Origin of the sequence: Burkholderia sp. MSMB1459WGS, from assembly GCF_001534535.1 — a bacterium.
Classification (GTDB): domain Bacteria; phylum Pseudomonadota; class Gammaproteobacteria; order Burkholderiales; family Burkholderiaceae; genus Burkholderia.
The window spans coordinates 189,929-210,308 of record NZ_LPMU01000075.1; the positions used below are offsets into that span (position 1 = coordinate 189,929).

The 20,380-nt window shown below is 68.0% G+C and carries 19 protein-coding genes; 13 read left to right on the top strand and 6 right to left on the bottom strand.

From position 1 onward, the window contains the following. Positions 1–10: 10 nt before the first annotated feature. Positions 11–1,387 (bottom strand): ATP-binding protein, encoded by a 1,377-nt coding sequence (locus WT97_RS29560; protein WP_060037201.1) that lies wholly within the window; start codon positions 1,385–1,387, stop codon positions 11–13. After that, the gene (locus tag WT97_RS29565) at positions 1,384–2,046 is read right to left on the bottom strand and encodes a response regulator (RefSeq protein WP_060037203.1); all 663 of its coding nucleotides are present in this window, start codon (positions 2,044–2,046) and stop codon (positions 1,384–1,386) included. Before WT97_RS29565 ends, WT97_RS29560 begins: the two co-directional genes overlap by 4 nt. Before the next feature lie 233 nt (positions 2,047–2,279). On the opposite strand from WT97_RS29565, the gene WT97_RS29570 reads away from it, so the two are divergent. From WT97_RS29570 to WT97_RS29600, 7 genes are all read left to right on the top strand, one after another. Beyond that, on the top strand, positions 2,280–2,633 hold the full coding sequence (locus WT97_RS29570; RefSeq protein ID WP_059793427.1) for a YgiW/YdeI family stress tolerance OB fold protein: 354 nt from the start codon (positions 2,280–2,282) through the stop codon (positions 2,631–2,633). Between the two features lie 54 nt (positions 2,634–2,687). Continuing rightward, positions 2,688–3,548, top strand: coding sequence for a MurR/RpiR family transcriptional regulator (locus WT97_RS29575; protein WP_006485686.1), 861 nt, complete (start codon positions 2,688–2,690; stop codon positions 3,546–3,548). 54 nt (positions 3,549–3,602) lie between these two features. Beyond that, positions 3,603–4,028, top strand: a complete 426-nt coding sequence (locus WT97_RS29580) for an N-acetyltransferase (RefSeq protein WP_059502499.1) — start codon at positions 3,603–3,605, stop codon at positions 4,026–4,028. A 183-nt stretch (positions 4,029–4,211) separates the two neighbouring features. After that, a complete protein-coding gene (locus WT97_RS29585) occupies positions 4,212–5,879 on the top strand; it encodes an ankyrin repeat domain-containing protein (protein WP_060354910.1) in 1,668 nt (555 codons plus the stop codon). A gap of 144 nt (positions 5,880–6,023) precedes the next feature. Next, on the top strand, positions 6,024–6,884 hold the full coding sequence (locus WT97_RS29590) for an oxaloacetate decarboxylase (RefSeq protein ID WP_060037209.1): 861 nt from the start codon (positions 6,024–6,026) through the stop codon (positions 6,882–6,884). 344 nt (positions 6,885–7,228) lie between these two features. Then, a complete protein-coding gene (locus tag WT97_RS29595) occupies positions 7,229–7,495 on the top strand; it encodes a YodC family protein (protein ID WP_034204377.1) in 267 nt (88 codons plus the stop codon). Positions 7,496–7,596: 101 nt separating this feature from the next. Continuing rightward, on the top strand, positions 7,597–8,757 hold the full coding sequence (locus WT97_RS29600) for a cytochrome P450 (RefSeq protein WP_059793420.1): 1,161 nt from the start codon (positions 7,597–7,599) through the stop codon (positions 8,755–8,757). A gap of 15 nt (positions 8,758–8,772) precedes the next feature. Here the strand turns inward: WT97_RS29600 and WT97_RS29605 are convergent, their stop codons facing one another. Both WT97_RS29605 and WT97_RS29610 read right to left on the bottom strand, forming a co-directional pair. After that, complete coding sequence (locus WT97_RS29605) at positions 8,773–9,099, bottom strand: superinfection immunity protein (protein WP_059502508.1); 327 nt, start codon at positions 9,097–9,099, stop codon at positions 8,773–8,775. Positions 9,100–9,189: 90 nt separating this feature from the next. Further along, a complete protein-coding gene (locus WT97_RS29610; RefSeq protein WP_060354911.1) occupies positions 9,190–9,609 on the bottom strand; it encodes a rhodanese-like domain-containing protein in 420 nt (139 codons plus the stop codon). Between the two features lie 114 nt (positions 9,610–9,723). Here WT97_RS29610 and ftrA point away from each other — a divergent pair, with 114 nt between their 5' ends. The 5 genes from ftrA to WT97_RS29635 all read left to right on the top strand — a co-directional run bounded on the left by ftrA (position 9,724) and on the right by WT97_RS29635 (position 14,973). Next, the gene (gene ftrA, locus WT97_RS29615; RefSeq protein ID WP_059502511.1) at positions 9,724–10,686 is read left to right on the top strand and encodes a transcriptional regulator FtrA; all 963 of its coding nucleotides are present in this window, start codon (positions 9,724–9,726) and stop codon (positions 10,684–10,686) included. Between the two features lie 258 nt (positions 10,687–10,944). Further along, positions 10,945–12,399, top strand: a complete 1,455-nt coding sequence (locus WT97_RS29620) for a M20 family metallopeptidase (RefSeq protein ID WP_059502513.1) — start codon at positions 10,945–10,947, stop codon at positions 12,397–12,399. 60 nt (positions 12,400–12,459) lie between these two features. Further along, positions 12,460–13,569 carry a malate/lactate/ureidoglycolate dehydrogenase gene (locus WT97_RS29625; protein ID WP_060037213.1) on the top strand — a complete coding sequence of 370 codons (1,110 nt, stop codon included), beginning with the start codon at positions 12,460–12,462 and terminating at the stop codon, positions 13,567–13,569. After that, entirely contained in the window at positions 13,566–14,129 is a 564-nt protein-coding gene (locus tag WT97_RS29630; protein WP_060037232.1) for a TfoX/Sxy family protein, read from the top strand. Before WT97_RS29625 ends, WT97_RS29630 begins: the two co-directional genes overlap by 4 nt. A 265-nt stretch (positions 14,130–14,394) precedes the next feature. Continuing rightward, on the top strand, positions 14,395–14,973 hold the full coding sequence (locus WT97_RS29635) for an NnrU family protein (protein WP_060037215.1): 579 nt from the start codon (positions 14,395–14,397) through the stop codon (positions 14,971–14,973). Between the two features lie 33 nt (positions 14,974–15,006). Here the strand turns inward: WT97_RS29635 and WT97_RS29640 are convergent, their stop codons facing one another. Both WT97_RS29640 and WT97_RS29645 read right to left on the bottom strand, forming a co-directional pair. Further along, positions 15,007–16,386, bottom strand: a complete 1,380-nt coding sequence (locus WT97_RS29640) for an amino acid permease (RefSeq protein ID WP_060037217.1) — start codon at positions 16,384–16,386, stop codon at positions 15,007–15,009. A 292-nt stretch (positions 16,387–16,678) separates the two neighbouring features. Continuing rightward, on the bottom strand, positions 16,679–17,416 hold the full coding sequence (locus WT97_RS29645; RefSeq protein ID WP_059793475.1) for a sulfite exporter TauE/SafE family protein: 738 nt from the start codon (positions 17,414–17,416) through the stop codon (positions 16,679–16,681). Between the two features lie 1,135 nt (positions 17,417–18,551). Here WT97_RS29645 and WT97_RS29650 point away from each other — a divergent pair. Further along, the coding region (locus WT97_RS29650) for an Ig-like domain-containing protein (protein ID WP_156440338.1) at positions 18,552–20,380 on the top strand (1,829 nt) is incomplete at its 3' end.

Consider the following 20,380-nt stretch of genomic DNA (forward strand, 5'->3'; position numbering starts at 1 on the left):
CGCGCGCGCGTCAGGCCGGCCGCGGGAAGCGCACCGTGACGGTCAGCCCGCGCCCGCCGCGCGTGGTCCCGAGCGCGACGGTCGCGCGATGTTGTTCGGCGATCCGCTTGACGATCGACAACCCGAGCCCGCTGCCCGACGACGTGGCGGCTTGCGCGCCTTCGCCGCGATAGAAGCGTTCCCATACGTCCGTGCGTTCGGCCTCCGGAATGCCGGGGCCGTCGTCGGCGACTTCGAGCACGGGCGTCGCGCCGTCCATGCGCGCCGATACGTCGACGCGCGCGCCTGCGCCCGCATAGCGGATCGCGTTGTCGACGAGATTGTTCAGCAGCACGCGCAGCGTGTCGGCATTGCCCGCCGTCGTCACGGGCACGTCGACTATCGCACCGAGATCGATCCGGTGCGCGTCGGCGACGCGCGCGCGGTCCGACACCACCGAACGGCACAGCGCGGCGAGATCGACCGGCGCCGACGCGCCGACGGCCGCCTGCGCATCGGGCTCGAGGCGTGCGAGCGTCAGCAACTGTTCGGCGAGGTGGCCGAGGCGCGTCGTGCCCGCATGGATTTGCGCGAGGATGCGCTCGCGTTCCTCGGCAGTCGCCGCGCGTCGCAGCAATTGCGACTGGATCGACAGCCCCATGATCGGTGTGCGCAGCTCGTGCGCGGCATCGGCGATGAAGTGCCGCTGCAACGTGAACGAGCGGTCGAGGCGTGCGAGCAGGTCGTTGATGGCCTCGGCGAGCGGGCGGACCTCGTTCGGCATCGATGCGACGTCGACCGGCTCGAGGTTGTTCGCATTCCTGCGTTTCAGGCCGGACGCGATTGCCCGTAACGGCCGCAACCCCGCGCCGATGCCGAACCACAGGCCGAGCGCGAGCAGCGGCAGCATCGAGAAGACGGGCCACAGCAGGTGGACGGCGATGCCCGCGATCGCTTCCCAGCGCGCATGCCGTGCCTGCGCGAGCCGGATCGTCGTGCCGCCGCGCTCGGTCACATAGGTGCGCCACGGCTGGCCGCCGACGTCGACGCTCGCGATGCCCTGCTGCGCGGGCGGCGGCAGCTTCGAGTCGCGGTCGGTCGAATACACGAGCGTGCCGTTGCGCCATACCTGCAGCAGCACCGCATCGGGGTCGCTCGCTTCGAAGCCGTGCTTGCCTGTGGCGCGGTTGCTGAACGACAGCTCGCCGTTCGGGCCGACGACGATCTGTTTCGACATGCTGCGCATCTGGTCGTCTAGCAGATCGTCGAGTTCGCGCAGCGCGCCCCAGTAGGTGCCGGCGCTCGCGACCAGGCCGATCACGCACGCGGCCGGCAGCAGCCACGTCAGCAGGCGCCGCCGCAACGACGCGTTGCGCCAGCGCGCGACCGCGCGTTGCAGGCGCGTCACGTGCCGTCACCGATCCGGTAGCCGACGCCGCGCACCGTGCGGATCATGTCGTGGCCGAGTTTCTTGCGCAGGTTGTGGATATGCACCTGCACCGCGTTGCTCTCGATTTCCTCGCCCCAGCTATACAGCCGTTCCTCGAACTGTTCGCGCGAAATCACCGCGCCCGGTTCGCGCATCAGCTCGTGCAGCAGCACGAATTCCTTCGGCGACAGCGGCACTTCGTCGTCGTCGAGCCAGACGAGGTGCTTGACGGGATCGAGCCGCAGCGGGCCGATCGCGAGCGTCGTCTGCGCGCGGCCTGCATGGCGGCGGCTGACCGCGCGGATACGGGCGAGCAACTCGTCGAGCGCGAACGGCTTGACGAGATAGTCGTCCGCGCCGCTGTCGAGGCCCGCGATGCGGTCGGGCACGCCGTCGCGCGCGGTGATGATGATCGCGGGCAGGTTTTCGTCGCGGCGGCGCAGCGCGGCGAGCACCGACAGGCCGTCGCGATTCGGCAGCCCGAGATCGAGCAGCAGGAGCCCGTAGCCGGTCGCACGCAGCGCGAGCGACGCGGCGTCGCCGTCCTTCACCCAGTCGACCGCGAAGCCTTCCTGCTTGAGGCCCTGTTCGAGCCCGCTGCCGATCAGCGAATCGTCCTCGACGAGCAGTACGCGCATGGATTCGTGTCTCTCCGACAGGGGCGCCGCGGCGCCCGGGGTTCTCATGATAAGCGCACGCGCCTTAGGCCGAGCTTAAATGCACGCCGTGCGCGGCCCGCGTTCGTACCGGTCCAATGCGGCACCGTGTCGCTTCGGCATGCCCTTCAGGTTTGCTTAATCTTACGGTCCGTAAGCTGGCGCCGTCGCGTTCAACGGAGCGCGGCGCCACATCGAAGAAGAGGACCGAGATCATGAAACACCTGGCCAGAATCCTGGCGGTCGCGCTCGTCGCGCTGCCTGCCGCCGTCTACGCGCAATACACGGGGCCGTCCGCGCTGACCACGACGACCGTGAAGGAACTGCTCGCCAACGGCCGCGACGACCAGCACGTGCAGTTGCAGGGGCGCATCGTCAAGCACGTCGGCGGCGAGGATTACGAGTTCGCCGACGCCACCGGCACGATCCGCGTCGAAATCGACCCCAAGCTGTGGGCGGCGGGCCAGCCCGTCAGCGACAAGAACGAAGTGAAGCTGACCGGCGAATTCGAGCGCAAATGGTCGGGCCGCGTGAAGGTCGACGCCGATCACGTCGAAGTGCTGCGCTGACGGTGGGCGCGGGGCCGGTGATACCATGGACGACCGGTTCCCGTTCCCACCAAGATGGCCGCCAATTTCGACGAACTCGCGTCCCGGATCCGGGCGCAATTTTCCGAGCTGAGCCCGCAATTCCAGGCGGGCGCCGCCTTCCTGCTCGATCATCCCGACGAAGTCGCCACGTCGTCGATGCGCAAGGTCGCGCAGCGCGCGCAGGTGCAGCCTGCGTCGCTCGTGCGGCTCGCGCAGCAATTCGGCTTTCCCGGCTGGAACGAGCTGCGCGACCTGTGCGTCGCGCGCGTGCGCACGCGTCCCGAGCCGCTCACGCAGCGTGCGCGCTCGCTCGTGCGGCCCGACGCGAAGGCGTCGCTCGCGCACGATCTGCTCGCCGCGCAGCAGCACAACCTGTCGGCGACCGCCGCGCAGAACGAGCACGCGCTCGCGGACGCGGCGAAGCTGATCCGCAAGGCGTCGCACGTGCACGTGGCGGGGTTTCGCTCGTGCTATCCGGTGGCCTTCGGTTTCGTCTACGGCTACCGGCTGTTTCGTCCGACCGTGTCGCTGCTCAACGGCGTCGCCGGTTCCCTCGAAATGGAGTTGCGCACGATCGCGAAGCAGAGCGTGACGGTGATCGTCAGCTTCGCGCCGTATTCGGCCGAAGCGACGCGCGTCGCGCAGGCCGCGAAGGCGCAGGGCAGCCGGATCGTTGCGATCACCGACAGCGCGGTGTCGCCGATCGCGCTGCACGCGGACGCGCAACTGATCTTCACGCACGACAGCCCGTCGTTCTTTCCGTCGCTGGTGGCCGCGCATGCGATGGCCGAGGCGCTGGTCGCGCAGTTGCTGGCGCTCGAAGGCAGCGATGCGATCGCGGCGCTCGAGCGGACCGAAGCGGAACTGCACGCGAAGGGCGCATACGTCGTTTGACGGGCGCGGCATGCACGATTTCCGCCCATTTTCATCCACGACCCCGCGCAACCGATGACGTTGACCTATGCCGTGACCGATGCGGGCGACCCGGAGGTGCGCAAGCAGATCGTCGCGCCGCTCATCCGCTTCAACGAAAGCCAGGCCGGCCCGGTCGACTTTCGGCCGCTGGCCGTGATCGTGACCGACGAGGCCGGCGCGGTGGTCGGCGGCCTGTGGGGCGGCACGGCGTTCGGCTGGCTGCATGTCGACCTGCTCGTAGTACCCGAAGCCGCGCGTGGCCAAGGCGCCGGCACGCGCATCATGGATCTGGCCGAACAGGAGGCCGTCGCGCGCGGTTGCCACAGCGCGTGGCTCGATACGTTCGACTTCCAGGCGCGGCCGTTCTACGAGAAGCGCGGCTATGTCCGCTTCGGCGAGCTCCACGATTACCCGGTCGGGCACAGCCGCATTTTCCTGACGAAGAAACTCGCGGGGTGAGCGCCGCAGCGCCGCACGATTGACGACGCCGGCGGCCGTCGCCTACGATACCGGCCAGCGATGCAGGTCGCTTCCGGGTCCGCGGAAAGGGTTCAACCCACCTGTCGCTGCAAATCCAGTCTTCCCCCATCCTTTGTGCTGGCGGTATTGCGGACCTTCGGCCATCCACGCACGAGGATCCGCATGAAAAAGCTGCCTCCCAACGCTCATCCCGATCATCTGAAAAAGCAGGCCAAGGCATTGTTGCGCCTGTACCGGCAGGGCGACGCCGATGCCGTCGCGCGCTTCGTCCAGTCCCTGCCGGCAGCCGCGAATCGCACGCATGACGAAACGCTCGCACTCGGGCTCCGCCTGCACGACGCACAGTCCTGCATCGCGCGCGAGTACGGTTTTGCTTCATGGGCCGATCTCGGCGTGTTCGTCGAAACGCATGCGCTCGCGCGGCAACCGCGGTCGTCGTTGATTCGCCGCTGGCTCGACCTCGCGTACGGCGCCGACGTGACCGGCGGTTTCGACGCGGCCCGGCCGCGCGTCGCCGCGCAATTGCTGCGCGATCGCCCCGATCTCGTATCGGCGGACTCGACGATCGCATGCGCGTCGGGCGATCTCGACGCGGTGAAGGCGGCGCTGGCCGCCGATCCCGGCTGGATCGCGCGCGCCGACGGTGCGCTGAAGTTGCCGCCGCTCGTCGCCGTCACGCATTCGCGGCTCGGCCAGCTTCCCGAATTCGCGGCCCGGCTGCGTGCGTGCGCGCGCTATCTGCTCGATGCGGGCGCCGATCCGAACCAGCGGATCGGCAACCGGACGCCGCCGGCCTCGCTCGCGCAGCCCGACGAGTCGGCGCCGCTGTCGGCGCTGTATGGCGCCGCCGGCGTCAATCGCGATCCGGCGCTCACCGCGATGCTGCTGGAAGCCGGCGCCGATCCGAACGACGGCGAATCGCTGTATCACTCGGTGGAGAATCCGGCATGCACGCGCCTGCTGCTCGAGCACGGCGCCCGGGTGAGCGGGACGAATGCGTTGCGGCGGGCGCTCGACGTGCCGGACGCTACCGCGCTCGAGTGCCTGCTCGCGCATGGCGGCGACCCGAACGAGCCGGCCGGCGACGGGCCGACCAAGACGTGGGGCGCGCCGTTGCTGCGCGCAATCGCCGTGCGTTGCCCGGCGCGCCATGTCGCCGCGCTGCTGGCGGCCGGCGCCGATCCCCGCGCGCGGACCGCCGCGGGCGTCAGCGCGTACCGGCTCGCGATGCAGACCGGGTTGTCCGACGTCGCGGCGCTGTTGCGCGCGGCCGGCGCGGAGGAAGCGCTCGATGCGCAGGACGCATTCGTGGCGGCCTGCGCGCGCGCCGATGCCGACGACGCGCGGCGCATCCAGGCGCGCCATCGCGAGCTGCCCGGTACGTTGCCCGACGACCGGCTGCGGTTGCTGCCGGACGCCGCCGCATGGGGTTCGCGCGATGCGGTGAAGGTGATGGTCGAACTGGGCTGGCCGATCGCCGCGCGCGGCGGCGACTGGGACGCGAGCGCGCTGAACCACGCGGTGTTCCGCGGCGATGCCGAACTGCTGGCGTTCCTGCTCGCGCACGGCGCAAACTGGCGCGACGTGCACGGGTTCGGCAGCGATGCGCTCGGTACGTTGTCCTGGGCGTCCGTCAACGAGCCGGAGGGCGTCGGCGATCCCGACTGGGAAGCGTGCGCGCGCGTGCTGATCGCGCACGGCGTGTCGCCGGCGGTGCGCGATCCGTCGAATCCGGATGGCGTGCTGATCGACGGTCGCGCGATGCGGTTTTCCGAGGCCGTCACCGACGTGTTGCTCGGCGTCGACGCCGGGCGGCCCGCATCGAAGTGAACCGACGCGGGCGGCCATGCGTGGCGGCCTGCATTCGGCATCGGCGAGTTTGTTCTGTTGCGCCACGACATTTCGGCGAATGCTGAAACGTCGCGTGCACGACCGGCGTAAGCTCACCCGTCAACACTTTCCTCGGAGTTCGCGATGACCCGTTCCGACCTGCAAGCCCGCCACGCCGAAGCCTTCCGTGCGCTGCACACGCGCCCCGGCGCGTTCATCATCCCGAACCCGTGGGACGCAGGCACCGCGCGCCTGCTCGCGATGGCCGGCTTCGAGGCGCTCGCCACGACGAGCGCCGGTTACGCGTTTTCGAAAGGGCGACCCGACAACGCGATCGACCGCGACGCGATGCTCGCTCACATCGCCGATCTCGTCGCCGCGGGCGGCTTGCCCGTGAGCGCCGATCTCGAGAACGGCTTCGGCGACGCACCCGACACGGTGGCCGAAACGATCCGGCTGGCGGCCGAGGCGGGCGCGGTCGGCGGCTCGATCGAGGACGCGACCGGCCGTGCCGATACGCCGATCTATCCGCGCGACGCGTCGGTCGAGCGGATCGCGGCGGCCGTCGACGCGGCGCGTGCGCTGCCGTTTCCGTTCACGCTGACCGCGCGCTGCGAAAACTACCTGCACGGCCGGCACGACCTCGACGACACGATCGCGCGGCTCGTCGCCTATCGCGACGCCGGCGCCGACGTGCTGTATGCGCCCGGCATCACCGACGCCGACGAGATCGCGGCGGTGACCCAAGCGGTCGGCGCGCCCGTCAATGTCGTCATGGGTCTGCAGGGCGGGTTGCTGAGCGTCGACGAACTGGCGGCGCTCGGCGTGAAGCGCGTCAGCGTCGGCGGCGCGCTGGCGCGGGCCGCGCTCGGCGCATTCCTGCGTGCGGCGACGGAGATGAGGCGCGACGGCACGTTCACCTTTACCCGGGCGGCCATACCGGGGCGCGATATCAACCGCTGGTTTGCTGCACCGGATAATTCGCCGATTTTGTTCGACGAATGATCCCTAATAAAAACTGGAATCGTTTACGGCGTAACGTTGATTGACGATAATCAACCGGTTTCGCGTCCGGATTAATCGTCGATGACGGCGCAAAAATCATCGTATATTCTCCGCATTCCGCCCGATCGGTCGCAGGCGGCGTGTAAGCCGCGCCGGGGCTGGCGCCCGGCGGGCCGTCATACGCGACGATCCCGCACATTGTTGCAGGTTCCCGTTCAGAGCGTTTCCGCGCATGGGAGTTGCCGGATGATTTTTTGATTGATAATCTGCGGCACGTTCCAATGACCGGTGAGTGGGCCGCCGGGAATATCAATATATTCAATATATAAAAAGCTGAGAGAGCGATGACGATCCGAGAAAATCACCGCGTCAGGTTTCGCGTGGGCGATGTCGTGACGCTGAAAACGGGCGGGCCGCGCATGACCGTCACGTATGCCGGGCCGGTCGTGTTCGACGACGGCGACTGGTTGATCTGCCAGTGGTTCGACGAAAGCGGCGAGTTCCGGCAGGAAATGTTCCATCACGACACGGTGGTGCCCGAGCCGCGCGCGATTTCGGCCGGGCGGGTACGGCTGCGCATGCAGTCGCACCGCGACCGGTCGGCGGCCTGACGCCGGCCGGCCGCTGCAATGCCGCGGCGCGCGGCGTCCGTGCGACGACATTTCACGTCACCCCGAAACATGCGACGGCGCGCTGCGCCGATACTGGACGCATGAACCCGATCGATCCCATTGCAGCGGTCACGCACCGCGATCCTTATCCCTATTACGCAGCGCTCGTCGACGGCCCGCCGCTCGCGTTCGACGCCGCGCTCGGCCTGTGGGTCGCGAGCCGCGCGGCGGCCGTGACGGCCGTGCTCGGCGATCCGGCCTGCCGTGTGCGCCCGCTGGACGCGCCGGTGCCGCCCGCGTTGCGCGGCACGACGGCCGGCGCGTTGTTCGGCGAGCTGGTGCGCATGAACGATGGCGCGTCGCGACACGATGTGCCGAAGCAGGCGTTGCGCGCGGCGTTCGCGCCGATCGACACGGACGCGCTGCGCGATCGCGCCGACGCGCTTGCCGCGCGGCGACTGCCGGCGCCCGGCGATGCCGACGCGCTGAACGCATGGTGCATGACGGTGCCGGTGTGCGCAGTCGCCGATCTGCTCGGTTTCGACGAAACGCAGCTCGACGACATCGCGGCGCGGGTCGTCGAATTCGTCGCCGCGCTGTCGCCGCTGTCGGATGCCGCGGCGCTGGCGCGCGCGAGCGACGCTGCGCGGCAACTGCTCGACCGGATGACCGAACGCGTCGCGCAGTCGCATGCAGAGGACGGCACGCTGGTCGCCGCGGTGCAGCAGGCGGCCCGGGCGTCGGGCTGGCAGGCGAGCGGCGCGCGGGTCGCGAATCTCGTCGGATTGCTGTCGCAGACGTGCGAGGCGAGCGCCGCATGGCTCGGCAATGCGCTTGTGGCATGGAACGGCGAAGCAGGCGCGATGCCGGACGCGGCCGCGCTCGACGCCTTCGTCGCCGAGGTCGGGCGTTTCGATTCACCGGTGCAGAACACGCGCCGCTTCGTCGCGGCACGCACGACGATCGAAGGCGTGAGCGTCGAGGCCGGCGATGCGATCCTCGTCGTGCTGGCTGCGGCGAACCGCGATCCGGCCGTGCATCGCGATCCGCACCGGCTGATGCCTGGCCGCACGACGGGGCCGAATTTCGGCTTCGGCACGGGGCCGCACGGGTGTCCGGGCGAGCGGATCGCACGGGCGGTGACGGCGGGGGCGTTCGCGGCGCGGTTGCGCGCGGGCGGCTGGCCGCCGCGCGATGCACTGAAGTGGGATTACCGCGCGTCGACCAACGTCAGGATGCCGAAGTTCGACGCGATACGGTGAAGGGGGAAGCGGGGCTCAACGGCAGCCTTGCTTTTCCGCCCATTGCTCCTGGGCGGCGACGCGGCGTTGCACGCGTTCGACGAGGCCGGCCGAGAAGGTCCGCATGCTGACGCCGCGGCGCTTCGCGAGGATCGTCTGCGCGACGTCGGTGCGCGGGTTCGGCTGGCACGCCCAGTACAGCGTCATCAGCCAGCCGATGCCCGTCCACCCGAACAGTGCGTTGAACATCGCGATCGTCAGCTTGTCGTGCCGGGCACGCCGGTCGGCAATGACGGCCGGCAGGAAATAGAGCGCGATCGCTGCGACTGAACCGGCCACTTGAATCAGGACTGCATCATGCATGGTGCTGCTCCGTCCGAACTGCAATGAGGCTGATTGTCGCGCTTTTTCCGTTTATGTGCCGGCAATTGATTGTTGCGCTTTCGGTGACGATCAGGCGGCTTCGGCGTCCGCCGGCTGCACTTCTTTGCTCAGTGCGAAACCTTCGTCGAGCCAGCCCGTCACGCCGCCGATCATCAGCTTGACGGGGCGGCCCAGGCGCGCGAGCCGGATCGCCGCACGTGCGGCGCCGTTGCAGTGCGGCCCCGCGCAATAGACGACGAAGAGCGTGCCGGCCGGGTAACCGGCGAGCTTGCTTTCGACGATCTTGCGGCGCGGCAGGTTGCGCGCCCCGGGCACGTGGCCGGCGGCGAACTGCTCGGGGCCGCGCACGTCGAGCAGCACGAAATCGGGTGCGCCGGACGCCAGTGCGTCGTGCACGTCCCAGCAATCGGTCTCGAAGCGCAGCGATGCCTCGAAATGCGCGAGGGCGGCGAGGCTGTCGGCGGCGGGGACGTCGGTGACGTAGGACATGGTCAGGCTCTCCTGGTTGAACGGGCGCGGAACGCGCCGCAATGAAGGGCAGTATCGCGGTTCGGCGCATGTCGCGGCAGTGGCGCGATCGACAAGTTCCGGTAACATTGCGCCATGCACAATCATCTCGTCGTCGCACTCGCCTACGATCGCCTCTGCACGTTCGAATTCGGCTGCGTGGTCGAACTGTTCGCGCTCGAGCGCCCCGAGCTGGGCGTCGACTGGTATCGCTTCGCGGTATGCGCGAGCGAGCCGGGGCCCGTGCGGGCGGCGGGCGGCATTACCGTCGCCGCACCCTACCGGCTCGCGACGCTCGATCGCGCGGATACCATCGTGATTCCCGGCTGGCGCGATCCGGACGAACTGCCGCCCGAGCCGTTGCTGAAGAAGTTGCGGGCCGCGCATCGGCGCGGCGCACGGCTCTGCTCGATCTGTTCGGGCGTGTTCGTGCTGGCGGCGGCCGGCGTGCTCGACGGGCTCACCGTGACGACGCATTGGCGGTATGCGGAACGCCTGCAGGCGCGTTATCCGGCGCTGCGCGTGAATCCGGATGCGCTGTACGTCGACGAAGGGCAGATCGTCACGTCGGCCGGCTCGGCGGCGGGGCTCGACATGCTGCTGCATCTCGTGCGCCGCGATCATGGCGGCGCGATCGCGAACCGCGTCGCGCAGCGCCTCGTGCTGCCGCCGCATCGCGACGGCGGGCAGGCGCAGTTCGTGCCGCGCCCGGTCGCACCGGGCGGCACCGACCGGCTCGCGAAGCTGATCGACTGGATGCGCGCGCATGCGGCCGAGCCGCACACGCTTGCGTCGCTCGCCGCACAGGCCGCGATGAGCACGCGCACGTTGCAGCGTCGGTTCGCGGACGCGACGGGGATGTCGCCGCTCGCGTGGCTGATCCGCGAACGCGTGAACGTCGCGAAGGACATGCTCGAAGCGCAGCCCGCGTTGTCGCTGGCGCAGGTCGCGGCGCGGGCGGGGTTCGGATCCGAGGAATCGCTGCGTCGGCATTTCCGGCGTGTCGCGGCGACGAGCCCGGCCGCGTACCGGCGCGGGATGGATCGCGGCGGCACGTAGCAGGCGCCGGGCGGAGCGCTCGCGTGCGCGGCGCGTTCGAGCGGCAGGCCAGCGGTTTCTCGCCGCGGTGGTCGGCGAGCCCGCGGCGCGTTCGCGTGAAGAGGATGCGGGTGAACTGACGCGGTGCCTGCGGCGCGACGCGCCTGGCCTGCGCGACGCGTTTCCGAAGGCGGTCCGAACGGCGGGCAAGGGGGCGCCGGCAGGGGAGCATCGGCGTATGATCTGGATTTTCGTCAGCCCGATCCAGGCATCCCCACCATGACATCCGTCGACACCACCCCCGTCCTCGACCATGACAAGCTCGTGACCTTCATCGAGCGCAAGTGGAACGATGAAATCCTCCACGCCCTGACCGACTACATCGCGATTCCCGCGAAGAGTCCCGCGTTCGACCCCGACTGGGCGAAGCGCGGGTATCTCGAGCGCGTCGTCACCGACGCCGCGCAGTGGGCTGAACGACAGCCCGTGAAGGGCCTGAAGCTCGAGATCGTGCGCTTGCCCGGCCGCACGCCGGTGATTTTCTTCGAGACGCCCGCGACGCGTTCGGGCAGCACCGACACGATCCTGCTATACGGCCACCTCGACAAGCAGCCCGAATTCGACGGCTGGCGCGCGGACCTCGGCCCGTGGACGCCGAAGTTCGAGAACGGCAAGCTGTACGGCCGCGGCGGCGCGGACGACGGCTATGCGATCTACGCGAGCCTCGCGGCGCTCGGCGCGCTCGACGAGCAGGGCATCGAGCGGCCGCGCTGCGTCGGTCTGATCGAGACTTGCGAGGAGTCGGGCAGCTACGACCTGCTGCCGTACGTCGACGCATTGCGCGACCGGCTCGGCCAGGTATCGCTCGTCGTGTGCCTCGATTCGGGCGCCGGCAACTACGACCAGATGTGGCTGACCACGTCGCTGCGCGGCCTCGTGTCCGGCGACCTGCAGGTCGAGGTGCTGGAAGAAGGCGTCCATTCGGGCGTCTACGGCGGCATCGCGCCGTCGAGCTTCCGCGTGATGCGCCAGTTGTTCGAACGCCTCGAAGACGCGAAGAACGGCAACCTGCTGCCGGGCGCGTTTCATTGCGAGATTCCGTCGAGCCGCGTGCGCGAAGCGGAAGCGGCCGCCGCGATTCTCGGCGATACGGTATGGAAAGGGCTGCCGTGGGCGTGCGGCGCGGACGGCAAACCCGTGCTGCCGACCACGACCGATCCGCGCGAGGCGCTGCTGAATTCGACGTGGCGCCCGTCGCTGTCGGTGACCGGGGCGGCCGGCATGCCGGCGCTCGCCGATGCGGGCAACGTACTGCGCCCGCGCACCGCGTTCAAGCTGTCGCTGCGGCTGCCGCCGCTCGTCGACGCCGCGCAGGCCGTGCAGCAGCTGAAGGCATTGCTCGAACTCGATCCACCGTACAACGCGAAGGTCACGTTCAAGCCGGACGCGGGCGCCGCGACCGGCTGGAGCGCGCCGGATCTCGCGCCGTGGCTCGCGTCGTCGCTCGACGCCGCGTCGCGCCGCCACTTCGGCGCCGACTGCGCGTACATGGGCCTGGGCGGCACGATTCCGCTGATGAACGTGCTGCAGGAGGGCTTCCCCGCAGCGCAATTCATGGTGTGCGGCGTGCTCGGCCCGAAGTCGAACGCGCACGGCCCGAACGAGTTCCTGCACGTGCCGTACGCGAAGAAGCTCACGGCGGCGGTGGCCGACGTGATCGCGACCGCGCACTGATCGTCGCAATATCCGACGTGCCGATTGCCCGACCCGAACCGACTTGATGGAGTGTTGCCGATGACCGCACTGCCGACGCCCGATACCGAACCGCTGCGCATGCGCGCCGAACCGCTGCATGCGTTCGTCGCGGCACTCTGGGAACGGGCCGGCAGCCACCCGCGCGAGGCGACGCTCGTCGCCGATCACCTGGTCGCCGCGAATCTCGCGGGCCACGATTCGCACGGCGTCGGGATGATCCCGAACTACGTCGCGTCGTGGCGGGAAGGGCAGTTGCAACTGAACGGGCACGCGTCGATCGTCCGCGACGGCGGCGCGGTGCTGACGATCGACGGCGGCCGCGGCTTCGGCCAGGTGATCGCGTTCGAGGCGATGGTCGAAGGGATCGAGCGCGCACGGCGCATGGGCATTTGCGCGATCGGGCTGCGCGACGTCCATCACCTCGGCCGCATCGGGCACTGGGCCGAGCAGTGCGCGCGCGCGGGGCTCGTGTCGTTCCATTTCGTCAACGTGCCGGGCGACCTGCTGGTCGCGCCGCTGCACGGCACCGATCCGCGTTTCGGCACGAATCCGTTCTGCGCCGCGTATCCGCGGGCGGGCAAGCCGCCGCTGTTGCTCGATTTCGCGACGAGCGCGATCGCGTACGGCAAGACGCGCGTTGCCTACAACCAGGGTAAGCGCGTGCCGGCCGGCGCGTTGATCGACCATCGCGGCCAGCCGACCGACGATCCGGCCGTGATGCACGAGCAGCCGTTCGGCGCGCTGCTCCCGTTCGGGCTGCATAAGGGGTATGCGCTCGCGGCGATGTGCGAGATCTTCGGCGGCGCGCTCGTGGGCGGGCATACGACGTACGGCGATACGCTGCAGAAGACGAGCGCGATCGTCAACGGGATGCTGTCGGTGCTGATCGATCCGAAAGCGTTCGACGCGGCCGACGCCGAACGCGAAGCCGATGCCTTCGTTGCGTGGGCGAAGGCGTCGCCGCGGGCCGGCGATGCACCGGTGCAGGTGCCCGGCGAGCCGGAAGAGGCGAGCCGCGCCGTGCGCGGCACGGCCGGCATTCCGGTCGACCGCGCGACGTGGCGGCAGATTCGCGAGAGCGCGGCGGCCGTCGGTTTCGACGCGGCCGAGCTCGATGCGTGGACGCAGCGCTGCGAGGCATCCGCATGAGCTGGCAGGCGGAGAAGGCGCACGGCGAGGAAATCGCGTATCAGCTTGCGCCGCTCGGTACGGTCGCCGTCGCGCGGTTTTTCAGCGGTGCGGCCTTGCGGCTCGACGGCGTGATGTTCGGCTTCATGTCGCGCGGGTCGCTGTTCCTGCGCGTCGACGATGTGAACCGCCCTGCGTTCGTTGCGGCGGGGATGGGGCCGTTCTCGTATGCGCGGCCCACGCGCACCGTCGCGCTCGAGGGCTATTACGAAACGCCGGCCGACGTGCTCGAGGATGCGGGCGCGCTGTTCGACTGGTGCCGCAGCGCATATCGCGCGGCGCTGCTGGCCGGGCCGCCGAAGCGCAAGGCGAGGGTGGCGTCGAAGACGGTATCGGGAGCAGGGCCGAAAGCCGCGCCGAAAGCTGCAGCGAAGCCCGCATCGAAACCGGCGCCGAAAAAGGTGTCCGGTCCAGCGGCGAAATCCGCATCGAAACCGGCGTCGGCGCGGAAAGCGGAGCCGGCTTCGAAATCGTCACGGGCGCAGGCGGCGAAGCCCGCGACGAAGCGCAAGCAGACGTAGTACCGACCGCGCGGCGCGACCGCCTCGCGATTTTTCGTTTTCCTTTCTTTCGGGCAAACCCGCACGACCCGGCGCACGCATGCATCGAGCTTGACGCACCGCACATCGTGCATGCTTCACAACGGCGGCCCCGGCGTTTATGATCGGCGCGGGTTGCGCCCGTGCCTGGCGCGACCTGCGCCGGCCTCGCCGCCGGCCCCGCGAACGGCGCACCGGACGCCGCGCGGAACGCTTCCCCACTCATCATTCCAGACGGAGACAGCCGATGCTCGTCCTGATTCTCGGTTTAGCGATCTTCCTCGGTGTGCATTCGATCCGGATCGTCGCCGACGGCTGGCGGTCCGCGACGATCGAGCGGATCGGCGAGAGGGGCTGGAAGGGCGGTTACGCGATCGCGTCGATCGTCGGCTTCGCGTTGATCATCTGGGGGTCCGGGATCGCCCGCACGAGCGCGACGTTGCTGTGGATGTCGCCGGTCGGCGTGCGCCACCTGACGGGCATGCTGACCGCGGTCGCGTTCGTGCTGATCGCCGCGTCGTATGTGCCGCGCAACCGGATCAAGACGCTCGTCGGGCATCCGATGCTGGCCGGCGTGATGGTCTGGGCGGTGGCGCACCTGCTCGTGAACGGCACCGTGCACGCGTTCGTGCTGTTCGGTGCGTTCTTCGTGTGGTCGATCGTCGATTTTGTCGTGTCGCGTGCGCGGGATCGCCGCGACGGTGTCCGCTATCCGGCCGGCGGGCTGGCCGGCGACGTCGCGGCCGTTGCCGCCGGGCTCGTCGCCTGGGCCGTGTTCGCGCTGTTCCTGCACGGCCCGCTGATCGGCGTGCGGCCGTTCGGCTGAACGGAACGCGCGCGCCGGTCGGCTTCCCGCTCGTCAGCGGCTCTTCGCGTCGGCTGCCTGCCCGAATGACGGCTGCTTGCGCCGCAAGAAGTACGCCGCGACGATCGCGAGCGCCGTCAGCACCGTGAACCAGAACTGGAAGCGCGAATCCGGATTGAACGCCTGCGACCCCAGCACGGCGACCAGCGCCAGCAACGCGACCCAGTTCGACACCGGATAGAACCACGCGCGGAACGCCGTCGGGTCGCGTTGCTCGTGGCGCGTCTGCCGGCGCATCGCGAAGTGCGCGACGACGATGAAGATCCATACGATCATCACGAACGCGCCGCTGCTCTTCGCGAGCATCAGGAACAGATCGCCGCCGCTCACGAAGTGAATGCCGAGGATCGACACGCAGATGGCGAGGCACAGCACGAGCGCGTTCATCGGCACGCCCTTCGCGTTGGTGCGGCCGAACATCGCGGGCGCGTGGCCGCGCTGGCTCAGCGAGAACAGCATGCGCGAGTTCGAGAACAGGAACGAGTTCATCACGGACATGAACGACACGAACAGCACGATCTTCATCGCGACGGCCGCCCCCGTGAAGCCCGCCATGCCGAACAGCGACACGTACGGCGATTTCAGGTTGACCTTGTCGGTCCACGGCATGCACAGGATCAGGATCGACACAGAGCCGACGTAGAACACCATCACGCGCACGATCACGCTCTTGATCGCGCGGATCACGTTCCTGCGCGGGTTTTCCGATTCGCCCGCGGCCACGGCCGCGATCTCGCTGCCGCCGAGCGAGAAGATCACCACCATCACGCCGGCGAGCACGGGCGAGATGCCGTTCGGCATGAAGCCGCCGTGATCGGTCAGGTTCACGAGCCCCGGTGCGGGAATACGCGGCTGGAAGCCGAGCAGGATCGATGCGCCGAGCGCCATGAACACGATGATCGTCGCGACCTTCGCGAACGACAGCCAGTATTCGGCTTCGCCGAACGAGCGCACCGAGTAGGCGTTGCTCGCGATCAGCGTGACGAGCATGAACAGCGCGCCGCCCCACACAGGCAGCCACGGCAGGAAATCGTGGAGGATCGCGCCGAGCAGAATCGCTTCGACGGTGATCGTCATCATCGATTTGAACCAGTACAGCCAGCCGACCGCGAAGCCGGCCCATTCGCCGAGATAGCTGCTCGCGTACGTGGAGAACGAGCCGCTGTCGGGATGGCGGGACGCCATTTCGCCGAGCATGAACATGACCAGCGTGACGATCACGCCGCCGATCAGGTACGACAGGATCGCCGCGGGGCCAGCCGTTGCGATGATCGCGCCGGAGCCGACGAACAGGCCCGCGCCGATCACGCCGCCCAGCGCGATCATCGTGATGTGCCGTTGCTTGAGGCTTTGCCTCAACGAGTTGTCCTGCATCTCCTACCTCTAGTTATTGTTGGCCGGGAACGTATCGGACGGCGCGTCGGCAAGCGTTCTGCCGCCGCACGGGCGCCGATGTCGAGGGAGCGTGGGGTGACGCGATGTGCCGGACCGCCGGCGGTGAATCGAAATGGCGGCCGCAGTGTGCCGGTCGGCGCCCGCGAGAGGGCGCCGATCGCGGCAACCCGGATTGTGGTCGGGCACCGCCGCGACGGCAAACGAGATATGCGAAAGACGTCTTGCGGTTTGCTCATCAATTGCCGCGATCGCGGCAGGGACGAGCGTGAGCTCAGATCGGCTTGACGAACAACCCGACGGTCAGCAGCGCGCCGATGCAGACGATCGCGATCCGCAGCACGCGTTCGTTTACGCGATGCAGCGCCCACGCGCCGAGCAGGCCGCCGACGATCGCGCCGCCGCCGAGCGCGATCGCCGCGCGCCAGTGCAGGTGCGGCGACGTGACGAACAGGACGACCGCCGACGCGTTCATCACGCCCGCCAGCGCGTTCTTGGTCGACGTTGCACGACGTGGCGGCAGGCCGGCCATCGTCAGCGCGGCCATCATCAGGAACCCGATGCCGCCGCCGAAGTAGCCGCCGTAGACCGCGATCAGGAACTGCGCGACCCCGGTCGCGACGGGGCCGAGATGTTGCGCGCCAGCGTCCGGTTTGCGGAAGAAACTGCCCCATGCGAACACGACCGTCGCGAACAGCACGAGCCACGGCACCAGCTGCGAGAAGATCGACGACGGCGTTTTCAGCAGCAGCAGGCCGCCGAGCGCGCCGCCGGCCACGCTGATCGCGAACAGTGCGCGAAACGGCAGCTTGCCCACGCCGCTCACCATGTTCCGGCTTGCCCAGCCCGTCGTGACCTGGCCGGGGAACAGTGCGACCGTCGACGTGATGTTGGCCGCGAGCGGTGACATTCCCGACACGATCAACGCGGGCAGCGTGACGAACGAACCGCCGCCCGCGAGGGCGTTCTGGAGGCCGGCCCACAGGCCGGCGACGATGATGAGAGCGAGCACGATCGATTGATCCGGGATATCCGACCTTGAACCGCCGACGGCCAAGCCCGCCGCGTGAGGATGCACGATGGTAATTCAGGACCGCCGTCCACGCACGCGTGTCCGCGCCATGCCGGCGATGGCCGGTGGCGGACCGCATGCGCGTCGATTATTTGTATCGAGGATTCAATTCCGCCAAAACCCCGTTATTTGTTTCCTTTTCGGATTCGCCGGATCGGTTCGGGGAGGCCGGTTTTCGATGTGAATGAATATCGTTACGACGAAGACTGAATTGGATACCAGGTGCTCGGTAGAAATAGGTGTCGGGTTCGGAGGCGCCGTGGATGTATACGGGTTTTCCTGAAAATCCTTTTTGCCGATGAGGTTTATAGCTGGATGCGGTGCGTCGGGATGCGCAGTCTCAATACAGTTGCATACCGAAATCTGCTCTCGCGTTCATTCCGCTGAAGTCGACGCGGACCCAAGCGGGCCGGGCTTTTCGAGATAACCCTGTCGCGATGAATCATTGTCTTGGCAACGAATTCGTCGAATCAATCCTGAAAATTGTTCATCTTTTTATGGTGAGAGAAAAATATATGCACGAAAGACTGAAAATATTTGTAAAAGCTTCAGCGGAGTGCAATCATGTACGTGAAAGACCGGTGTAATCTAAATGCAGGCACGAGCGGTAACATAAAAGAGAGTGATGGTGCACCGCGACAATTCGCTCTGATCAAGCGAATCGTTGGTTATTCGCGATAAAAGGAAATAACTAATATGGCGAGGGCGGTAGAGATGCAGATCCAATATCAAACAAAAAATCGCCGTACGGAAAAAATCCGCGGCACGAGGGCCATCAAACACCTCCGTCCGGCGGGGTGGCGCACCGTGTCGGGCCGTTGCCTGGCCCGCAGGGCGAACGGCTGTTCCGGCCGTCTGGACTCGCCCCTGATTCCATAGCAGCCCCGGCTCCTTTCTTCCTTTTCCGTTATAGACCGCCTCGGGTGGGCTAGCGGCTCGTTGCGTCCCGCGTGAGCCGGATACCCGATTTGCAGCGGCGCGAAATCGCGTCGTGCCCCGTCGCGCCCGTTTGGTTGAACGTTTGCCCGTCAGCGACGGGCCAGGTTTGTCATCCCTATCTACAAGGAGTCGGGCAATGGTTTCCTCGTCGGTATTGAGCAATCACGTCGATGTTCCGGTCGCCAATGGTTCGCAGGTCGTCGCGTCGCCCGGTGGTCCAGCCAATTTCCTGCTGTCGGCTCACAAGGAGGACGTGGCCAACTACGCGCGTTCCGGGAACGACCTTATCGTCGAATTCAAGGACGGCCGAACGGTGCGCGTGCAGGCGTTCTTCGAAAACGGCGCGGATTATCACAATCTCGTCTTCGTCCAGGACGACGGGCGGTTTCTCGTGCAGTTCGGCCCCGGATTGCAGGCGACCGGCGACGGAATCGTCGATTCGGCGCTCGCCTATGCGCCGATCGGCGACGGGTTGTCGACCGGTGCCCTGCTCGGCATACTCGGCGGCGTCGCCGCGGCCGGCGGCATTGCGGCAGCCGCGGCCAGCGGCGGCGGCGGGGATGGTGGCGGTAGCGGCGGCGGAACGCCGACCGGATCGGCGCGACTGACGATCGATGGGCAGCCGATTGGCGGCAACGGCAATATCGTCACGGGTCGCACGTCGCCGACGATCGCGGGTTCGGGTGCTCAGCCGAACGCGACGGTGACGATCCAGGTCGATGGTCAGACGGTCGGTACGGTGACCGCGGACGCGAACGGGCACTGGTCGTACACGCCCGGTACGTTGCCCGACGGCGCCCATCAGATCACGGTGACGCAGACCGACAGTAGCGGCAATACGAGCGAACTGGGCACGGTCGGGATCGTGGTGGATACGGTCGTGCCGGAAGCGCCTGCGATTACGGCCGTCAACGACGATGCGCAACATCCGGTTGCGATCGGCGGTGCGACGAACGATACGACTCCGACGTTGAGCGGTACAGCGGAAGCGGGTAGCAGGGTGAGCGTCTATGACGGCACGACGTTGCTGGGCACGACGACGGCGGATTCGTCCGGGAAGTGGACCTTCACGCCGAGTTCGGGTTTGGGAGAGGGCGCGCACTCGATCACGGTGACTGCAACGGACACGGCGGGCAACGTGAGTGCGCCGAGTGCGGCATTCGGCTTGACGATCGATACGACGGCGCCGGCGGTGCCGACGGTGAACGCGACGGACGGTACGTCGCTGTCGGGTACGGCGGAAGCGGGCGCGACGGTCAACATCGATACGAACGGCGACGGTACGCCAGACGCCACTGTGACGGCCGATCCGAGTGGCGCATGGACGTACACGCCGTCGACCCCGCTGCCGGTCGGCACGGTGATTGGTGTGACGGTTACAGATGCGGCAGGCAACACGGGGCCGTCTGCCTCGGTGACGGTGTCGGGTGACACGACCGCGCCTGCGGCACCGGTCATCGGCACCGTGACGGACGACGTGGGCTCCGTTGTTGGCGCGATCGTTTCAGGCGGCAGTACGGATGATGCGACACCGACACTGAACGGTACTGCGGAAGCAGGTAGCACGATCAATGTGTACGACGGCACGACGCTGCTGGGCACCACGACGGCAGATCCGTCCGGAAACTGGACATTCACGCCGCCGACGGCGCTGGGGGAAGGCGCACACAGCCTGACCGTCACCGCAACCGATGCCGCAGGCAACGTAAGCACGCCAAGCACGGCATTCAACCTGACGATCGATACGACGGCGCCTGCACTGCCGACGGTGAACGCGACGGATGGTACGTCGCTGTCGGGTACAGCCGAAGCAGGCGCAACGGTCAACATCGATACCAACGGCGACGGCACGCCGGACGCCACTGTGACGGCCGACCCGAGCGGTGCATGGACGTATACGCCGTCGACCCCGCTGCCGATCGGCACGGTGATTGGTGTGACGGTCACCGACGCAGCAGGCAATAC

What these genes read in the sequence shown, in the direction of transcription:
- WT97_RS29565 (WP_060037203.1), bottom strand. Translation starts at nt 2,046, where the DNA reads ATGCGCGTACTGCTCGTCGAGGACGATTCGCTGATCGGCAGCGGGCTC.
- WT97_RS29570 (WP_059793427.1), top strand. Translation starts at nt 2,280, where the DNA reads ATGAAACACCTGGCCAGAATCCTGGCGGTCGCGCTCGTCGCGCTGCCT.
- WT97_RS29575 (WP_006485686.1), top strand. Translation starts at nt 2,688, where the DNA reads ATGGCCGCCAATTTCGACGAACTCGCGTCCCGGATCCGGGCGCAATTT.
- WT97_RS29580 (WP_059502499.1), top strand. Translation starts at nt 3,603, where the DNA reads ATGACGTTGACCTATGCCGTGACCGATGCGGGCGACCCGGAGGTGCGC.
- WT97_RS29585 (WP_060354910.1), top strand. Translation starts at nt 4,212, where the DNA reads ATGAAAAAGCTGCCTCCCAACGCTCATCCCGATCATCTGAAAAAGCAG.
- WT97_RS29590 (WP_060037209.1), top strand. Translation starts at nt 6,024, where the DNA reads ATGACCCGTTCCGACCTGCAAGCCCGCCACGCCGAAGCCTTCCGTGCG.
- WT97_RS29595 (WP_034204377.1), top strand. Translation starts at nt 7,229, where the DNA reads ATGACGATCCGAGAAAATCACCGCGTCAGGTTTCGCGTGGGCGATGTC.
- WT97_RS29600 (WP_059793420.1), top strand. Translation starts at nt 7,597, where the DNA reads ATGAACCCGATCGATCCCATTGCAGCGGTCACGCACCGCGATCCTTAT.
- WT97_RS29605 (WP_059502508.1), bottom strand. Translation starts at nt 9,099, where the DNA reads ATGCATGATGCAGTCCTGATTCAAGTGGCCGGTTCAGTCGCAGCGATC.
- WT97_RS29610 (WP_060354911.1), bottom strand. Translation starts at nt 9,609, where the DNA reads ATGTCCTACGTCACCGACGTCCCCGCCGCCGACAGCCTCGCCGCCCTC.
- ftrA (WP_059502511.1), top strand. Translation starts at nt 9,724, where the DNA reads ATGCACAATCATCTCGTCGTCGCACTCGCCTACGATCGCCTCTGCACG.
- WT97_RS29620 (WP_059502513.1), top strand. Translation starts at nt 10,945, where the DNA reads ATGACATCCGTCGACACCACCCCCGTCCTCGACCATGACAAGCTCGTG.
- WT97_RS29625 (WP_060037213.1), top strand. Translation starts at nt 12,460, where the DNA reads ATGACCGCACTGCCGACGCCCGATACCGAACCGCTGCGCATGCGCGCC.
- WT97_RS29630 (WP_060037232.1), top strand. Translation starts at nt 13,566, where the DNA reads ATGAGCTGGCAGGCGGAGAAGGCGCACGGCGAGGAAATCGCGTATCAG.
- WT97_RS29635 (WP_060037215.1), top strand. Translation starts at nt 14,395, where the DNA reads ATGCTCGTCCTGATTCTCGGTTTAGCGATCTTCCTCGGTGTGCATTCG.
- WT97_RS29640 (WP_060037217.1), bottom strand. Translation starts at nt 16,386, where the DNA reads ATGCAGGACAACTCGTTGAGGCAAAGCCTCAAGCAACGGCACATCACG.